This is a genomic window from Pantoea sp. Fr-CA_6 (assembly GCF_024520895.1).
GTDB classification, from domain to species: Bacteria; Pseudomonadota; Gammaproteobacteria; order Enterobacterales; family Enterobacteriaceae; genus Pantoea; species Pantoea agglomerans.
The window spans coordinates 122537-136580 of the sequence record NZ_JALNPO010000002.1 but is presented as its reverse complement, the minus strand read 5'-3'; the positions used below and the strand labels follow the sequence as shown (position 1 = coordinate 136580).

The window sequence follows — 14044 nt, the reverse complement described above, 5'->3', positions numbered from 1 at the left end:
GTTCGCTATCTGGCGGGTCGTGACCTTTTCACCGGGACAATCTGGCACCGCATCCTGCCGTTTACAGCCAGCCGGAGCGACGCAGTTTGGCCCACAGCCCGCCGCAGGCCAGCAGGGTCAGCCCCACCGCCAGCGGATAGCCATACAGCGATTTCAGCTCCGGCATATGCTCAAAGTTCATGCCATACATACTGAAGACTACGGTCGGGATCACCAGGATCGCACCCCAGCCTGCCAGCTTTTTCACCACTTCATTCTGCTGCACCGTCACCAGCGCCAGATTGACCTGCATGGCGCTGGTCAGCATTTCGCGCATATCTTCCGCGTCGGTGACGACATGCCGGGCGTGATCCTGCACGTCGCGGATGTAGGCGCGCAGCGGACGCGGGATCAGATCTTCATGCAGGTGGATCAGCTGATTACAGATCTCCTCCACGGGCAGCGCCGCATTGCGCAGTTTCAGCAGATGACGCCGCACGGTGTAGACCGACTGCACCGACTTGCGATCAAATTCACTGGTGAAGAGATCGTTCTCCATCTGTCCGACCCGTTCATTCAGCGAGGTAGAGAGCTCGGCATAGCGATCAACAATAAAATCGAGCAGGCAGTAGAGCGGATAAGCGGGACCAAACTTCAGCAGCGCCGGGTTTTCAGCCGCCCGCTGCCGCACCGGGGTGTAGCTTTCAGAGGCGCCGTGACGGATGCTGATCAGGAAGTTTTTTCCGACAAAAAGATGCGTTTCGCCCAGTTCGCAGCTGTCATCCTTAGCGCACACCGTTTTCACCACGATAAACAGCGATTCGCCATAGTGTTCGATTTTAGGTCGCTGATGGGCATTGAGTGCATCCTCAACCGCCAGTTCATGAAGGCCGAACTCCTCTTTAATCTTCGCCATAAACTCAGCGTCTGGCTGCCACAACCCGAGCCAGATAAACGCCTCCGGCTCTTTGATCACTTCACTGATATCATCGACTTCGACCTCTTCGCCCGCGCATCCCGGACGATACACCCTGCTGCTTACGATCATCTTCTGCTTTCCCGTTGTGACAATACATGCAGCTTAGCCAATCCCACGCCTGTAACCGGATAAAAACCGTAAGGATTTGCTGCGGCGCTGTTCGATCAGCGGCTTACCACTTCAGCCCTAATCCGGTGGAGAAAATGCCTTCGTTCAGGGTATCGGGTATGCCGCTGACCAGATTACGGTGATAGCCAACGTGCAGCGTTGACCACGAAGTCAGGCTGTAGCGCAGCCCGACTTCGGCATCCAGCATAAATACGCCGTCATCATCCAGCGAATGGCCGACATCGCCATTGCTGTAAAGTGTGACCGACTTGCCCAGCAGATAGCGCTGATAGTTCCAGCGCAGCGAGCCGCCAAAGTGCCGCTCTTCCCGGTCATCGCTGTAGCCATACTCAAAGGCACCACCCAGCACCGAGAGTGAGAACGCGCTGAGTTCGGTATCCCACAACTGATAACCCGGACCGGTGCCGATTAGCGCCTGACGTGACAGATTTTCCACCCAGTCGCGCTTGTAGGTGGCGCGGGTCTGCCAGAAGAACTGCTCCCTGACCAGATAGTCAAAGGCGTAGCGCAGGCTGTAGTTATCGGTATTGATGTTCTCGTTTTCCTGCTCGCGATTGTAGGTCGCACCGATATCGTGACGCCATTTTCCCTGATTCAGTTTCGTGTTGAGCGCGAAGCTGTAGTCGTCAGTTTTGGTCGAGGCTTTTTTGACCTTCACGCCCGCATCGATGTTGCCGGTCCAGGCGAGCTGATCGCTGCGGACTTTGGCTTTCATAAACTCATCAATGCGCCGCAGCGAAACCTGCTGCTCCTGCTCGTTGCGTTCCACCCAGACATAGCCGGGATCGGATGAGGAGAGCCGCACCTGATAATGTTCGCCGGTCTTTTTGTTTTCGACATTCACCGGATTCTCGCTGGCGAGCGTACTGACCGCACTCCAGTCCAGCGTGACGGTACCGGCGTAGTGTGTCTCTATCCCCAGCTTGCCGTCGCTGAGATAACGAATCGTGCCGGTCAGCCGATCGCCATTATTCAGCCAGACGGTATCGGCAGTGGCCTGCTGTGCCCATCCGGCGCAGCAACTGATGACCAGCAGCGGGATAAACGAGGTGGCGCAACGCATAGCTTTCCCTGTAAAGGCGTCGTCTTGCACGGGCGACGCGTCACCGCAAATTCTGACCTGACAATTAAGCCGATTCTGCAACGATATGCAATGCGCCGCCTGGCTCAGGAGAGATCGTGCAGTGCTTTGCCGAGCGGTGGAGTAATAGCGAAGTCCGTAAAACTCATCGCCAGCCCTTCACGTTCAGGCGAGCAGCCCATCACTCCGACAAACCGCCGCCCCTGACCGGGCCACGGGCAGAGCCGTAACAACGGCCAGCTCACGCCGTCGGTAGAGTACTGAATTCTTAAGGCCGCATTTTCCAGGGTGGCGCGCAGCCAGAACTGGCGCGCATCGCCGGGAAACACACCGGTAGACCAGTCGGAAAACTCGCGCGTCACCACGCTGCCAATTGCGGGCTGGTCATCGTTAAACTCAATGCCCGCCTTAACCCAGTGCGTTTCGTTATCCTGAATATACAGCCCGGCCTGATCGTAGAGCTGACTGAAATCCGCCCTTACCTGCACCTGAACGGTAAAGTCGTTTTCCACCCAGAAGCCGAAAGCGTGGCCGCTGTGCCGTTCGAAGCCGTACCAGGTACGCTGCCAGAAATCGCTGTTCAGCGCGGTTTCGAACCTCAGCGTATCGCCATCCAGGCTGTGTACCGGCGGCTGATTAATCCAGACGCCACCTTCAGTGGTAATTGAACTGACTGCTGTCATAGGCACTCCTTTGGGTAAGTTAAACCGCCCGCGTGCTGGCCGATCTGCGGCGTGGCGATTGACCTGATTATCATAGCGTTGATTGGTGAACGGGCGGCAGACGATTGCGGCAAATCTGATGGTGTCGATGTGGCAGGCAGTGAGGTCAGCAGACCCGTGGCTGCAGACACTCCGGCTCTGTTTGCGGTTTCGCTTATATGTTTTTATTCTCCTGCCGGAAATAAATAACTGCGACCAGGTCCAGTTCACTGAACTATTTCATTTTGTTAATCCCCTGGCGAAAACAGCATTTAACAACCAGGCTTGTTTTGTCTGAGGGCAACTGAACTCATTAAATATAAGGATTAAGCCACCATGGTAGATAAATCAGAGATTTTAGATCACGCGCAGGTTGTTGATGTGAATGGCGAACATGTCGGGATTGTCGACCACTTCGAAGGCGACGACAAAATTAAGCTGGCGAAAAGCGATCCTGAAGCGGGCGGCAAACACCACATTATTCCATTCAGCTGGGTAAAAGAGGTTGATGATAATAAAGTCATCCTTTCTAAAGCCAAAGCGGATGTTGAAAGTGAGTGGCAGTCTGCATAAAACATTAGCCGTGGCGCCCGCCACGGCTTATTTCATTTATTCTGTTAAATAACTCTTGCGTCCTTCCCTGCCCATCCTTCATTTATTACTGCTTTATATTTCACACCGCCTGAAACGTCTTCAGCAGTATCTGTCAGATTTTTACTTTCCATGACGCGGTGCTCCCTGTTTTTATGCCCGGTGGCGGGTGGTCGTAAGTGGAAGGTTTGGAGCGGTCATCATGGCATTGCGCCGGGAGGGAAAAAACCACCAGAATGGCGCAGCACTTTGCCGGATCTCTGTCGGTATCCGGCAGGCGTAAGAAACGGCGGGTGAAGTAAAACCTGAGATCCTCACCCGCTGCGGGTTATTCCTGTTTTGCTGCGCGATCCCGCAGCACTTCCCCCACCACCGGAACCGCTGAAAAGGCATTTGGCCAGCCAGCATAGAACGCGGCCTGAGTGATAATCTCGCCCGCTTCTTCAGCCGTCAATCCGTTGTCCATCGCCCGGTTGAGATGGTAGCTAATTTGCGCACTTTGTCCCGAAGCAATCAGTGCGCTGACCGTCACCAGACTTCTGTCACGAGGTTGTAGCGCTGGCCGCTGCCACAGATTGAGAAACAGCGGATCGGCGGTGAATCTGACCAGCCCGGGCGAGATCGGCCCCACATTTTTCTCTACCGTTGCAGAACGCTGCTGTTCGGCTGCCTGATTTAGTGGCAGCAGTGCCGGAGAGGCTTCGGCCAGTTGATCGGCACCAATACCTCGCGCCTGAAACACATTTTTGGTCACCGCAATTGCGGACATCGCATTGGGCCAGCCGGAATAGAACGCCAGGTGAGTGATTATTTCGGAGACTTCAGCAGGCGTCACGCCACTGTCGAGCGCCACACCGGCGTAATGTTGTAACTCAGCAGGCTGGTTGCGGGCGATGAGAATGGCAAGCGTGACGATACTGCGGTCACGGATCGAAAGTGCGTCGCGTTTCCAGAGATCGTCGGTTATCGCTTCACGTCCGAAACGAGCCAGTGCGGGAGAGACGGACTCAATGTCGGCAACCGAAAGGCTGGATGGATTGACGTTCAACATAGTTTCACCTCTTTTGGGTTCAGCAGCGGCCAGGTCGGCCAGCATCATGGAGATCGCGGCGGCGGCAATCACTTTTTTCATCCTCTGATCAGCTCCCTGGTAAAGGTCAGTTAACAAAAGAGTTAAGAGCGCCGCGGTTTTTCAGCAGAGCAGGCACCACGGGGATCGTCTCTTTGCGGTCGGTCATCTCAGCTGTCAGCCGGATATAGTCGCGAAAATGGGGCGTTTCGCGGTGCTGCTGATAGGCGGCGTCACTCGCGTAGATTTCATAGAAGAACCAGCGATATCTGTTTTTCGTATCGGTCGCGGCATACATCGCCAGTACGCCCGGTTCCACCTTCAGTGATTCCGCCATTTCAGGCAGCACAATATCGCGGAATGCCTGCTGATCGGCCGGTTTCACGTCAACAATCACCAGGTTATTAATGGTTTCTTTATTTTGTACGAAGGGTTTATCACCCAGAAACTGCGGCTCCAGCACAGTGCTCTTTTTCTGGCCGATAAGATCAGGTGCGCGTGTAATAAAAGACCGGTACGGCTCTGAACTGAGATGTTGCTGGTATGCCTCTTCACTCGCATAAATTTCAATCATATAAGCCTGATGAGCATTTTCTTTATGTTTCAGTGAATACATCGCCAGCGTACCTGGTTGCTCTGCCAGCGAACGGGTAATATTATCTCTGGCAACTTCATCGTACTGTCCGTTTTTCCCGGCCTTAATTTCCATTTCATGCAGATTAATGACACGATTTGTGGGTTCTGTTAAAGCGGCTGCCGATGCCGGGCCGGCCATCAGCAGAGTCAGAGTCAGAGTCAGAGCGGTAATATTGTTCACGGTCTGCCTTAATTATCGGATGAGGTGATTTGCGATTCATTCGGTGTATTAACCGGCGCGATTTCTGTTTCATCTGGCTATTAAGCCGTTGTGAGTTCCGTATTGAGCTGAGCAATGAGTCGCGACGCGTGTTGCTTTGCTGCAGCAATTTGCTGCGTGATAATAGTTTCATTACGACTGGCATAGCTTATCCCGCAGGTATAAACCGGTTTCTGCATCTCCAGATTGCAGAGCCGGGCGGTGGTTTCAAACTGAATCAGATAATCCTCCAGCTGATGACCAAAGACGCCATCTGCCGCGTATAACGCCTGCGGTGCGCCAGTGGTGAAGGAGAGGATCAGTTTTTTACCGCCGAGTCTGGCCGTCGATCCGTGCGCAAACCCATGAACAAATACGTCATCCAGCCATAACTTCATGAGCCCTGGCAGCGAATACCATGAGAAGGGAAATTGCCAGACGATAATATCTGCCTTCAGCAGTGCATCCTGTTCGGCGCTGACATTGATGTTGTTGTCCGGATAAAGTGCATCCAGACGACGGATTTCAGCATCAGGCAGCGCAGAAGCGACTTCATTAAGAATGGTAGCATTACCGACCGAATGGCTCAGGTCAGGATGACCGGAAATAATTAATATATTTTTCATTTTCAGTTTTTAATCATCTTTTTTTAACAGATGGCAAGGCGTTGGCGATGCCATCACGCGCTGGGTACTTTTTGCCGTCCGGCACCGTTTAATCAAATCCACTCGCTACGGCTTCCGCCATTCCTGCAGCCAGCGCTTCACGCGGCGTTTTTACTGCGGCCTGCCTGACACCTGTCGGATGACTGGTGACAACACACGGTAGCGGTTTGCGACTGATCATTGGGTGGCGCCCTCTTGCTGAGGCTTATACTCTGCAGCGAACAGGCTTTCCCAGTTGGTGAATGCACCTAACGGGATGCAGTCAAAACTCAGCAGACCGGCTTTTGCCAGCGGAAAGTCAGCCAGCAGGCTTTGGGCCTGTTCCACCGAGTCGCATTCAAGGAAGATCGCAACGCCGGGTCGATCCTGTCGGTAGTAAATATCGCGTAGCGCACCGGATTTATACAGACTCCAGGCATGGAAAGCTTCGGCAGTCAGATGAGGGTGATACTTTTCCAGCGTGGCATCGGGCGCGGGTTTATCCAGACACAAAATTCGCATATCAATCTCCTGAGATTCACGGCCAGGGGGAACTGATAAGGAGTATATGCTCGCGATTTAGTGAAGATTAGGCCACTATTGACTCAAAGATATTTAGCCTGCGGCTAATAATAAGCAGCCCGATTGTGTCAGGATTATCCCGTGAACAACGCCATCTATAATCAGATACGCATCTTCCAGAGCATTGCCCGCGAAGGAAATATTTCATCGGCTGCGCGCAAACTGGAGATTACTCCCCCCTCGGTCAGTAAGGCGCTGAAGCTACTTGAAGCGCACATCGGTCATCCGCTATTTGTGCGAACCACGCGCAGGATTGAGCTGACCGATGCCGGACAGCAGCTGCTGGAACAAACTTCGGCAGCGGTAGCCTCGCTGGAAAAATCGCTGGAAAGCATCCGCGACCAGAATCAGGAACCGTCGGGACTGGTCAGGATCACTCTCTCGCGCTTTGCCTATCTGCTGGTGCTGAAACCTGCAATGGCCGGTTTCTGCCAGCAATATCCCGGTATTCAGCTGGAAATTTCGGTATACGATGGCACCGTGAACATCATTGATGAACGTTTTGATCTGGGGATCCGGTTTGGCGATATTCTGGAAGGTGGCGTGGTGGCACGCCCGCTGATGAAGCCGTTTCGCGAAGGTTTGTATGCCTCTTCTGCCTACCTGGCAGCGTTCGGCATTCCAGCGTCTCCGTCTGACCTGCATCAGCACCGGCTTATCGGTTACCGGTTTATCACCAATAATCGTATTCTGCCGCTGATTCTGGATCATCATGGCGAACAGCTGACCGTTGAGATGCCGGGTCAGTTGATGAGTAATGATATTGAGGTGATGGCTGATGGCATTCGCAACGGGCTGGGTATCGGGCGACTGTTTGAACCGGTTCATAATTTACAGCCGGATAAAGAGGCATTTATTCCGGTGATGGAGCGTTACTGGAAAACTTATCCGCCGGTTTATCTCTATTATCCTAAAAGCGCGGGTAAAACGAAAAGAGTAAAAACGTTAATCGACTTTCTGCTTAAGCACACTGCGGGTTAAGCACCTGTTACTGATAGCGGGCTTACTGAATACGGCTAATGGCAGATATTTATGACGAGATATCACCTGTGACTTTTCTTATATTCCGAACAAAAAATGCTTTCAGTTAATTGCATTTTTTTGAGATCGTCATCGTAAAATTCGCTGTTTATCAGATGATTAAAGTCACTGATTTACATCGATTTTCAGCTGGACTTTTCCTGCAATAGTTGATTATATGTACAGGTATTTAGCGCGATACAGAGGTGTTGGAGCACCCCTGTATCGCTAATCACAACCACTATTTAGCGAGAATAGAGATCATGACTGAGTCAGAGTGTAATGCAGTTGGTTTAAATTCAGAAGCCCCTTCCGTTTCCCAGCGCAAATTAACGGTGAGTTACGCCAGCCGGTATCCCAGTTACGCGCGTATTCCGTCGATTATCATGAAAGGCCAGTGGCTGGCTGCCGCCGGATTTACCACTGGCACCGAAGTAGAAGTAAAAGTCACGGCGGGCCGTATCGTGCTGACCGTGAAACCATCAGAGCCGGTCGATGAGCAGCTGGTTAACGCGTTAGCGCAGCTGAATAAGCTGCCTGCAAGAAAACAGAAGCAGGTTCTGGCTTTGTCGGGTGTGGTTGCGGGTTAGTGGCGTTGAGGTAAAAGGATGCCGCTTCTGGTTGGGGAGCGGCAGATCAGTATTGCTGGCAATAATTATCCGCGTTTCTATATTTAAAGGATCTTTTGCCCCGCTAGCGTAGCGCTCCCCCGTTTTAATCGCCTTTTATAATGAGATTACAGATAATCTATAGATTGGAATGATTTCTGAAGAATTATTAAATGTTTATTATCAGATTGCTATCGCAAAATACAGGTTATCGATGTACACACTATGTTCCTGTAAGGATCGTACTACTATAAATAAGTGCCAGAAACAGGAATCAGATAACTAACTTTGGATAAAAATTAGCGCTTACATTCTCTGGTAAATTTATATGATTTCCATGCTAGGTTGAGAGGTGTAACAAAATAGATCACAAGAAATGCAAACGTCAGAACAACAATATATGGAATAGCATTTGAAGCATCTGCATTGAAAATGCCATCCAGTCCAATAAGCATCAAAATAATAAGAGCAATAACTCCGCCCCAGAAGCGTTTACTTAGATCAATCACGAGGCTCTGAAGTGTATCTTTTTTTGACTCGTCTTTTTTTATAATACTTTTGAGTTTACCGATCTCTTTAGCAGAGAAGCCATTATTAAAGAGTTCTTTCTCAAATTCGTTCATCTGATTCATCCTGAATGACGTTGCGATACGAGCGAAATATAGCACAGTGAACCCGGCCCATGCTAACCCACCTCTTTACGTAGCCGACACCGGTACCGCCCGATGAAATTGTCTAGGCTACTGTCATTGCTGTGGTGTAACCCGTTAATCCCGCGATGGCTGCCCTCCTTAAGTGCTCTATCAATGCGCCTGTTACAGCTGACGAATAAGCGGCCAGCAATGCAGCTGCTGAAAGCCGGTTGGTGTGGCCAACGCAGCTCTGGCTGTACCCTGATGAGATGCGATCCCAAAGGTAAGGGATAGAGGTGATGCACCTAATGAACACGATGTATGTATAAATCCACACTAACTGGCGGGATTAAGCCCAGGTTATGATCTGATTTCAATGGCTACCCAAGGTCACAATAGCCGGTTAATTAAACAGAAAAGCCAGCGCGAGATGAAGCAGCGTGGATATAACAATTAACCCTCCTCAATCTCTTCAGATAAGGTTAAAAATGAAAGCAATTACAATCGCAGCGACCACTTTATTACTCACAGCCTGTGTACCCCATAATGACAGACAACACGCTGTGGGCATGGCTAACCCAGCCTCTGTGCATTGTGAAAAGAGGGGCGGCAAGCTGGACATAGTTAAGGGCCCGGATGGTGAATCAGGTTACTGTACTCTGCCAGGCGGAGAGCGCATCGAGGAGTGGGCACTGTACAGAAGGGATAACCAATAGACTCGTTAGTCGGAAGGCATATCAGGGCAGCGATCAAGGAGCCGTAAGAATGGGACGTGGCTTTATGAAAGGAGGATTACCAGCATACGGCCGCATTGATGTTCCTGATTTCACAAAGTGTGTAGTGCGATGAAAATACTGATATTTATTTGAATCTTCTCCGCAACCTGGTTTCTCATACCTGAAGGGATCATCAGATCCCTGGTAGAAGGCCACATTAGCGGTGACGGTGAAGGCGCTATGGATAGTTTCGAATTCACAGTGATTGCACTTAAGGCGGTGCTTTCGGTTCTGCTGGCCTTTATCGGTGTCTGGCTATATCGCAAAGCTAACCAACGATAACGAAGCGACATTCAAGAAGATGTTCATCGACGGCCAACAGAAGGACCTCAGGGGCTTAGCCTGAGCATTCATTCGCGCAAGGTTGGTGTAGTTGTCAGACAAAGCGGCTAAGCCGTTTTGAGAAATGGTAATTACTTTATCCATTTCTTCAGCTTTGATTCGTCGAAGTTAGTGCCTGTGTAGACGCGGCCGGAAAGCAATGTTGCAATAACCGCACCAAAAATCAGCTTCTTCATATCCCTATACCCAAAATAATAGACGGGATAAATCCTCGCATGGAGTAGTCGAAAAAAAGTGGAAAATGATCAATTTTGCTAAAAGTCATAGCGCGCCTGCCGATAAGCCAGAGAACGCAAATCACGGAGAAATCACAATGGAACACCCAAACCCACTCGCAGCGATGACGTTCATAATCTGGTTTTTTATGTTTATTCCATGCTTTCGTATGGCTCAAAAGGCGGGATTCGGATGGAAAATGGCTCTGTTACTATCATTCCCCGGCTTGCATTTCTTTACACTCTATATCTTCGCTTATAAGAAGTGGCCCAATCTGCCCAATGCTTGAGACCTGATAGCAAAAAAACCACCTGAGTGGGCTATGCCATTATGCACTTTATGAATTTATGGAAAGGCACTAGCGATTCTTTGTTGCAACAACTTCATTAGTCTTTTCATAAATTCTGGCTCTTCGAGCCCAATACTCCCTGAGTGCTCCCCCAGACTAACAAGAATCTCATCATCGCCACCTAAAAGGTGTGCAGCAAAAATGGTATAGCTACCTGAAGATTATAACCATCATGCGAAATATGGATTACCCATTCAAATTTTAATTCCTTTCAAACACTTCTCGCTGCTCAGCCCTAAATGTCTCCAATCAGAGGGTTGAGGTTCTACTGAGCCAGTTGAATGCCTTTTACTTGAATGCCCATAGCTTTCTCCGGGCAATAAAAAACCGCAAGTTAGAGGTTTAAGATTGGGTAAACGATGAGGTTGTTTTTCCTAAGCAAAGGTTGAACTGCGAACGAGACCTAAAACCAAAATGCTGGCATTGTGCGGATTTCATTGTACCAATGGTTAACTGCGGGGATTTCCTGTAAGAACCAGAAGCCGATCCCAATCATCATGATGCTAATTCCAAAATGAAGAATAGTGCTGATCCAATATTCAATAGGTTTGGCATCCTTGTAGATGAATTCCTTGCGACTCGTTCCCTTAAAGGTTTTGGTATAGATTCCCCGATGCATGTAAATGAAAGACTCAGCCAGCGTTATTAGACCAACTATAAAGGCGGCACATACTGTGAACCAATACTGAAATCCCATTATTTTTCATCCCAGCCAATTTTTTAGGTTCATTATTACACAGCTATATAAGATTCCAGTAAGGGTGGCGTAATATTTCGCCACTCACTCAAAAGTGTCTGCATATTGAATGCCTGAATAACCTCATCCATGCAGCCCTTATGCAATCGCTGCTGCGTGCAGCAGCAAATGAATGGGGCTGGATAAAGACAGCGCCGGTTATCAAAACAAAGAAGCCTGTCAGCTAGCGCATCCGCTGTTAACGCGAGAGGAAGCGAACCGGCTGATTGATTGCATGCCGGAAAGCATAAAACCAGTGGTCATATTTGCGCTGGCTACCGGCCTTCGCCTTTCAAACATTCTGGATCTGGAATGGACGCAGGTTGATATGCAAAGGAAGGTCGCCTGGATTAATTCGGAGAACGCCAAAGCGGGCAAGGCTATTGGCGTGGCTCTGAATGATACGACATGCAAAGTGCTGAAGGGGCAGATAGGTAAGCAGTCACGTTAGGTGTTCGTACAAACCAAGGCGAAGCATCGCAGCGATGGAACGCTGGCACCGGCAGGCAGGAAAATGCGCAGTGATGATAACACGGCGTGGAATATCGGTCTAAAAGCGCCAGGCATAGAAGACTTCCGCTTTCATGACTTACGGCATACGTGGGCGAGCTGGTTAATCCAGTCTGGTGTTCCGCTTTCCGCGCTGCAGGAAATGGGTGGATAGGAAAATATTGAAATGGTGCGTCGGTATGCTCACCTCGCACCTAACCACCTGACCGAACATGCGCGCAAAATTGACTCACTTTTGGGTGAGAGCGACACAAATACGACACAAGAAGATAATCAGGTAGGATTGAAGCTGGCGTAAACCGATGATTTTATTTGGTACGCCCTACAGGATTCGAACCTGTGACCTACGGCTTAGAAGGCCGGTGCTCTATCCAACTGAGCTAAGGGCGCATGGAGATGGCACGGATTATACGTCGGGAAGCGGGTACGTCAACGTTTTTGCCGTTTCTCCGCAGCGAAGTGCTGCGGTAATGACCAATTGGCGTCAGTGACGCCTGCGCCATTCGCTGAGCGACACGAGTTTACCGTTGTCGGTAAATTCTCCTTCCAGCTCAATCCCTTGTGATGTGAAACGCGCATTGTATTGCTCACGAAGTGCATGCAGCGCCTGGATGTCCGGTTCCAGCTGGCGCAGAAAGCCCAGCGCGAGCAGCAGCTGCTGGCGGCTAATAAGCGGTGGAAAACCGGCTCGACTGAGAATCGCATGCCAGCGCTGGCTGTTCTCCTCGCTGCCGTCAACAATGAACACCTGCCAGATCAGCAGTACCGCTGCGCCATTATGCAGGTGCGTTTCATTATCCTTGCTGAGATAGTCGGTAAACTCTTTCGCCGCCTCTTTCCCCATCATAGAGATCATTGATTCCACCTGTACCGGTGGCAGCTGCAGCCGTTTGCTGAGCCGCTGAGCGGCATGGCGTGAGCCAGCGGTGAGCAGCTGAAATCCAGCGACAAACACCACCGCCAGAGTAGCAAGCATTATCCAAATCATTACATCGTCCCCGGATTGTCCTGCAGATATCATACGCATGCAGGCTGGCACTCGTCGCGACGAAAAAGCCGGAAAGCACATACGCGGCTGAAACTGTAACTGACAGCGCGCCGCGCTTCTGACAAAATACCCCCCTTCCCCGATTCAACACAACACAGTGGATTTCCTCTCTGATGGCAGCAAAAATTATTGACGGTAAAACGATTGCGCAGCAGGTGCGCGTTGAGGTTGCGGAAAAAGTGAAGCAGCGTCTGGCCGCCGGAAAACGCGCGCCGGGTCTGGCAGTGGTTCTGGTTGGTGAAAACCCGGCATCACAGATCTACGTGGCCAGCAAACGCCGCGCCTGTGAAGAAGTCGGTTTCCACTCCCGCTCTTACGATTTGCCTGCCACGACCCGCGAAGCTGAGCTGCTGGAGCTGATTGATGCGCTCAATCAGGACGACGAAATCGATGGCATCCTGGTGCAGCTGCCACTGCCAGCCGGCATTGATAATGTCAAAGTGCTGGAGCGCATCACGCCTGATAAAGATGTCGATGGATTCCACCCTTATAACGTCGGTCGCCTGTGTCAGCGTGCGCCAACCCTGCGTCCCTGCACGCCACGCGGTATCGTGACGCTGCTGGAGCGCTACAACATTGACACCTACGGCCTGAATGCCGTGGTGGTTGGCGCATCCAACATTGTTGGTCGTCCGATGAGCATGGAACTGCTGCTGGCGGGCTGCACCACGACCGTCACCCATCGCTTTACCAAAGATCTGCGCCATCACGTTGAGCATGCCGATCTGCTGGTCGTTGCAGTGGGTAAGCCAGGGTTTATTCCGGGTGACTGGATCAAACCGGGCGCCATCGTCATCGACGTGGGCATTAACCGGCTGGAGAGCGGCAAAGTGGTGGGCGATGTTGATTTTGACAGTGCATCCGAGCGCGCCTCCTACATTACCCCGGTGCCGGGCGGTGTGGGCCCAATGACAGTAGCAACACTGATTCAAAACACGCTGCAGGCGTGCGAAGAGTTTCATGATAAAGAGGTGGTTTAAATGACAAGTTTTTCACTGGGTAAATTCCCGCACGTCGATCTGTGTGACCTGCTGAAACTGGAAGGATGGGTTCAGAGCGGCGCACAGGCGAAAGTCGTGATTGCCGAGGGTGAAGTGAAGGTCAACGGTGCGGTAGAAACCCGCAAGCGCTGCAAAATAGTAGCCGGTCAGACCGTAGAATTCGCGGGTTTCCGCATTACTGTGGTCGAGTGATTTCCGGGCGTCCCTGCGGGGACG

The 14044-nt window shown here is 51.1% G+C and carries 16 protein-coding genes, 1 tRNA gene and 1 pseudogene; 7 read left to right on the top strand and 11 right to left on the bottom strand.

What is annotated here, in order from left to right; translation table 11 throughout:
- Nucleotides 1–61: 61 nt before the first annotated feature.
- The 3 genes from NR201_RS03740 to NR201_RS03730 form a co-directional block, all read right to left on the bottom strand.
- On the bottom strand, nucleotides 62–1027 hold the full coding sequence (locus NR201_RS03740; RefSeq protein WP_010259025.1) for a magnesium and cobalt transport protein CorA: 966 nt from the start codon (nucleotides 1025–1027) through the stop codon (nucleotides 62–64).
- A gap of 103 nt (nucleotides 1028–1130) precedes the next feature.
- Entirely contained in the window at nucleotides 1131–2150 is a 1020-nt protein-coding gene (locus NR201_RS03735) for a DUF481 domain-containing protein (RefSeq protein ID WP_010259026.1), read from the bottom strand.
- 104 nt (nucleotides 2151–2254) lie between these two features.
- Nucleotides 2255–2851 carry a DUF1349 domain-containing protein gene (locus tag NR201_RS03730; protein ID WP_256849387.1) on the bottom strand — a complete coding sequence of 199 codons (597 nt, stop codon included), beginning with the start codon at nucleotides 2849–2851 and terminating at the stop codon, nucleotides 2255–2257.
- Between the two features lie 354 nt (nucleotides 2852–3205).
- Between NR201_RS03730 and NR201_RS03725 the strand changes: the two genes are divergently transcribed.
- Entirely contained in the window at nucleotides 3206–3442 is a 237-nt protein-coding gene (locus tag NR201_RS03725) for a DUF2171 domain-containing protein (protein ID WP_003854080.1), read from the top strand.
- Nucleotides 3443–3788: 346 nt separating this feature from the next.
- Here the strand turns inward: NR201_RS03725 and NR201_RS03720 are convergent, their stop codons facing one another.
- The 4 genes from NR201_RS03720 to NR201_RS03705 all read right to left on the bottom strand — a co-directional run bounded on the left by NR201_RS03720 (nucleotide 3789) and on the right by NR201_RS03705 (nucleotide 6530).
- On the bottom strand, nucleotides 3789–4592 hold the full coding sequence (locus tag NR201_RS03720; protein WP_010259029.1) for a carboxymuconolactone decarboxylase family protein: 804 nt from the start codon (nucleotides 4590–4592) through the stop codon (nucleotides 3789–3791).
- A 25-nt stretch (nucleotides 4593–4617) separates the two neighbouring features.
- Entirely contained in the window at nucleotides 4618–5346 is a 729-nt protein-coding gene (locus NR201_RS03715; RefSeq protein WP_256849386.1) for an antibiotic biosynthesis monooxygenase, read from the bottom strand.
- 80 nt (nucleotides 5347–5426) lie between these two features.
- Nucleotides 5427–5990, bottom strand: coding sequence for an NAD(P)H-dependent oxidoreductase (locus NR201_RS03710; protein WP_052272109.1), 564 nt, complete (start codon nucleotides 5988–5990; stop codon nucleotides 5427–5429).
- Between the two features lie 216 nt (nucleotides 5991–6206).
- Nucleotides 6207–6530, bottom strand: a complete 324-nt coding sequence (locus tag NR201_RS03705) for a superoxide dismutase (RefSeq protein WP_245115402.1) — start codon at nucleotides 6528–6530, stop codon at nucleotides 6207–6209.
- A 141-nt stretch (nucleotides 6531–6671) separates the two neighbouring features.
- Between NR201_RS03705 and NR201_RS03700 the strand changes: the two genes are divergently transcribed.
- Nucleotides 6672–7571 (top strand): LysR substrate-binding domain-containing protein, encoded by a 900-nt coding sequence (locus NR201_RS03700; protein ID WP_256849385.1) that lies wholly within the window; start codon nucleotides 6672–6674, stop codon nucleotides 7569–7571.
- A gap of 302 nt (nucleotides 7572–7873) precedes the next feature.
- A complete protein-coding gene (locus tag NR201_RS03695; RefSeq protein WP_256849384.1) occupies nucleotides 7874–8200 on the top strand; it encodes a SymE family type I addiction module toxin in 327 nt (108 codons plus the stop codon).
- A gap of 317 nt (nucleotides 8201–8517) precedes the next feature.
- On the opposite strand, the gene NR201_RS03690 is transcribed toward NR201_RS03695, so the two are convergent.
- Nucleotides 8518–8841, bottom strand: a complete 324-nt coding sequence (locus NR201_RS03690) for a hypothetical protein (RefSeq protein WP_256849383.1) — start codon at nucleotides 8839–8841, stop codon at nucleotides 8518–8520.
- 497 nt (nucleotides 8842–9338) lie between these two features.
- Here NR201_RS03690 and NR201_RS03685 point away from each other — a divergent pair, with 497 nt between their 5' ends.
- A complete protein-coding gene (locus tag NR201_RS03685; RefSeq protein WP_071997996.1) occupies nucleotides 9339–9566 on the top strand; it encodes a DUF333 domain-containing protein in 228 nt (75 codons plus the stop codon).
- 1370 nt (nucleotides 9567–10936) lie between these two features.
- On the opposite strand, the gene NR201_RS03680 is transcribed toward NR201_RS03685, so the two are convergent.
- Complete coding sequence (locus NR201_RS03680) at nucleotides 10937–11230, bottom strand: DUF2542 family protein (protein ID WP_033766659.1); 294 nt, start codon at nucleotides 11228–11230, stop codon at nucleotides 10937–10939.
- Between the two features lie 143 nt (nucleotides 11231–11373).
- On the opposite strand from NR201_RS03680, the pseudogene NR201_RS03675 reads away from it, so the two are divergent.
- A pseudogene (locus NR201_RS03675) lies at nucleotides 11374–12077 on the top strand (site-specific integrase); the annotation flags it as partial.
- A gap of 15 nt (nucleotides 12078–12092) precedes the next feature.
- Here NR201_RS03675 and NR201_RS03670 read toward each other — a convergent pair.
- A tRNA-Arg gene (locus tag NR201_RS03670) sits at nucleotides 12093–12169 on the bottom strand.
- A gap of 94 nt (nucleotides 12170–12263) precedes the next feature.
- Nucleotides 12264–12767: a DUF1198 family protein gene (locus NR201_RS03665; RefSeq protein WP_187510943.1), complete on the bottom strand. Its 504-nt coding sequence runs from the start codon at nucleotides 12765–12767 to the stop codon at nucleotides 12264–12266.
- Between the two features lie 173 nt (nucleotides 12768–12940).
- Here NR201_RS03665 and folD point away from each other — a divergent pair, with 173 nt between their 5' ends.
- Entirely contained in the window at nucleotides 12941–13807 is an 867-nt protein-coding gene (gene folD / locus NR201_RS03660; RefSeq protein ID WP_010671240.1) for a bifunctional methylenetetrahydrofolate dehydrogenase/methenyltetrahydrofolate cyclohydrolase FolD, read from the top strand.
- Nucleotides 13808–14020 carry a ribosome-associated protein YbcJ gene (ybcJ, locus tag NR201_RS03655; protein WP_003849455.1) on the top strand — a complete coding sequence of 71 codons (213 nt, stop codon included), beginning with the start codon at nucleotides 13808–13810 and terminating at the stop codon, nucleotides 14018–14020. It abuts the gene before it with no gap.
- The last annotated feature ends 24 nt before the right edge of the window (nucleotides 14021–14044 follow it).

Excerpts from the sequence above, each read along its gene's own strand:
- NR201_RS03685 (WP_071997996.1), top strand. The coding sequence starts at position 9,339 with ATGAAAGCAATTACAATCGCAGCGACCACTTTATTACTCACAGCCTGT.
- NR201_RS03730 (WP_256849387.1), bottom strand. The coding sequence starts at position 2,851 with ATGACAGCAGTCAGTTCAATTACCACTGAAGGTGGCGTCTGGATTAAT.
- NR201_RS03680 (WP_033766659.1), bottom strand. The coding sequence starts at position 11,230 with ATGGGATTTCAGTATTGGTTCACAGTATGTGCCGCCTTTATAGTTGGT.
- ybcJ (WP_003849455.1), top strand. The coding sequence starts at position 13,808 with ATGACAAGTTTTTCACTGGGTAAATTCCCGCACGTCGATCTGTGTGAC.
- NR201_RS03690 (WP_256849383.1), bottom strand. The coding sequence starts at position 8,841 with ATGAACGAATTTGAGAAAGAACTCTTTAATAATGGCTTCTCTGCTAAA.
- NR201_RS03695 (WP_256849384.1), top strand. The coding sequence starts at position 7,874 with ATGACTGAGTCAGAGTGTAATGCAGTTGGTTTAAATTCAGAAGCCCCT.
- NR201_RS03735 (WP_010259026.1), bottom strand. The coding sequence starts at position 2,150 with ATGCGTTGCGCCACCTCGTTTATCCCGCTGCTGGTCATCAGTTGCTGC.
- NR201_RS03710 (WP_052272109.1), bottom strand. The coding sequence starts at position 5,990 with ATGAAAAATATATTAATTATTTCCGGTCATCCTGACCTGAGCCATTCG.
- folD (WP_010671240.1), top strand. The coding sequence starts at position 12,941 with ATGGCAGCAAAAATTATTGACGGTAAAACGATTGCGCAGCAGGTGCGC.
- NR201_RS03665 (WP_187510943.1), bottom strand. The coding sequence starts at position 12,767 with ATGATTTGGATAATGCTTGCTACTCTGGCGGTGGTGTTTGTCGCTGGA.
- NR201_RS03725 (WP_003854080.1), top strand. The coding sequence starts at position 3,206 with ATGGTAGATAAATCAGAGATTTTAGATCACGCGCAGGTTGTTGATGTG.
- NR201_RS03720 (WP_010259029.1), bottom strand. The coding sequence starts at position 4,592 with ATGAAAAAAGTGATTGCCGCCGCCGCGATCTCCATGATGCTGGCCGAC.
- NR201_RS03740 (WP_010259025.1), bottom strand. The coding sequence starts at position 1,027 with ATGATCGTAAGCAGCAGGGTGTATCGTCCGGGATGCGCGGGCGAAGAG.
- NR201_RS03705 (WP_245115402.1), bottom strand. The coding sequence starts at position 6,530 with ATGCGAATTTTGTGTCTGGATAAACCCGCGCCCGATGCCACGCTGGAA.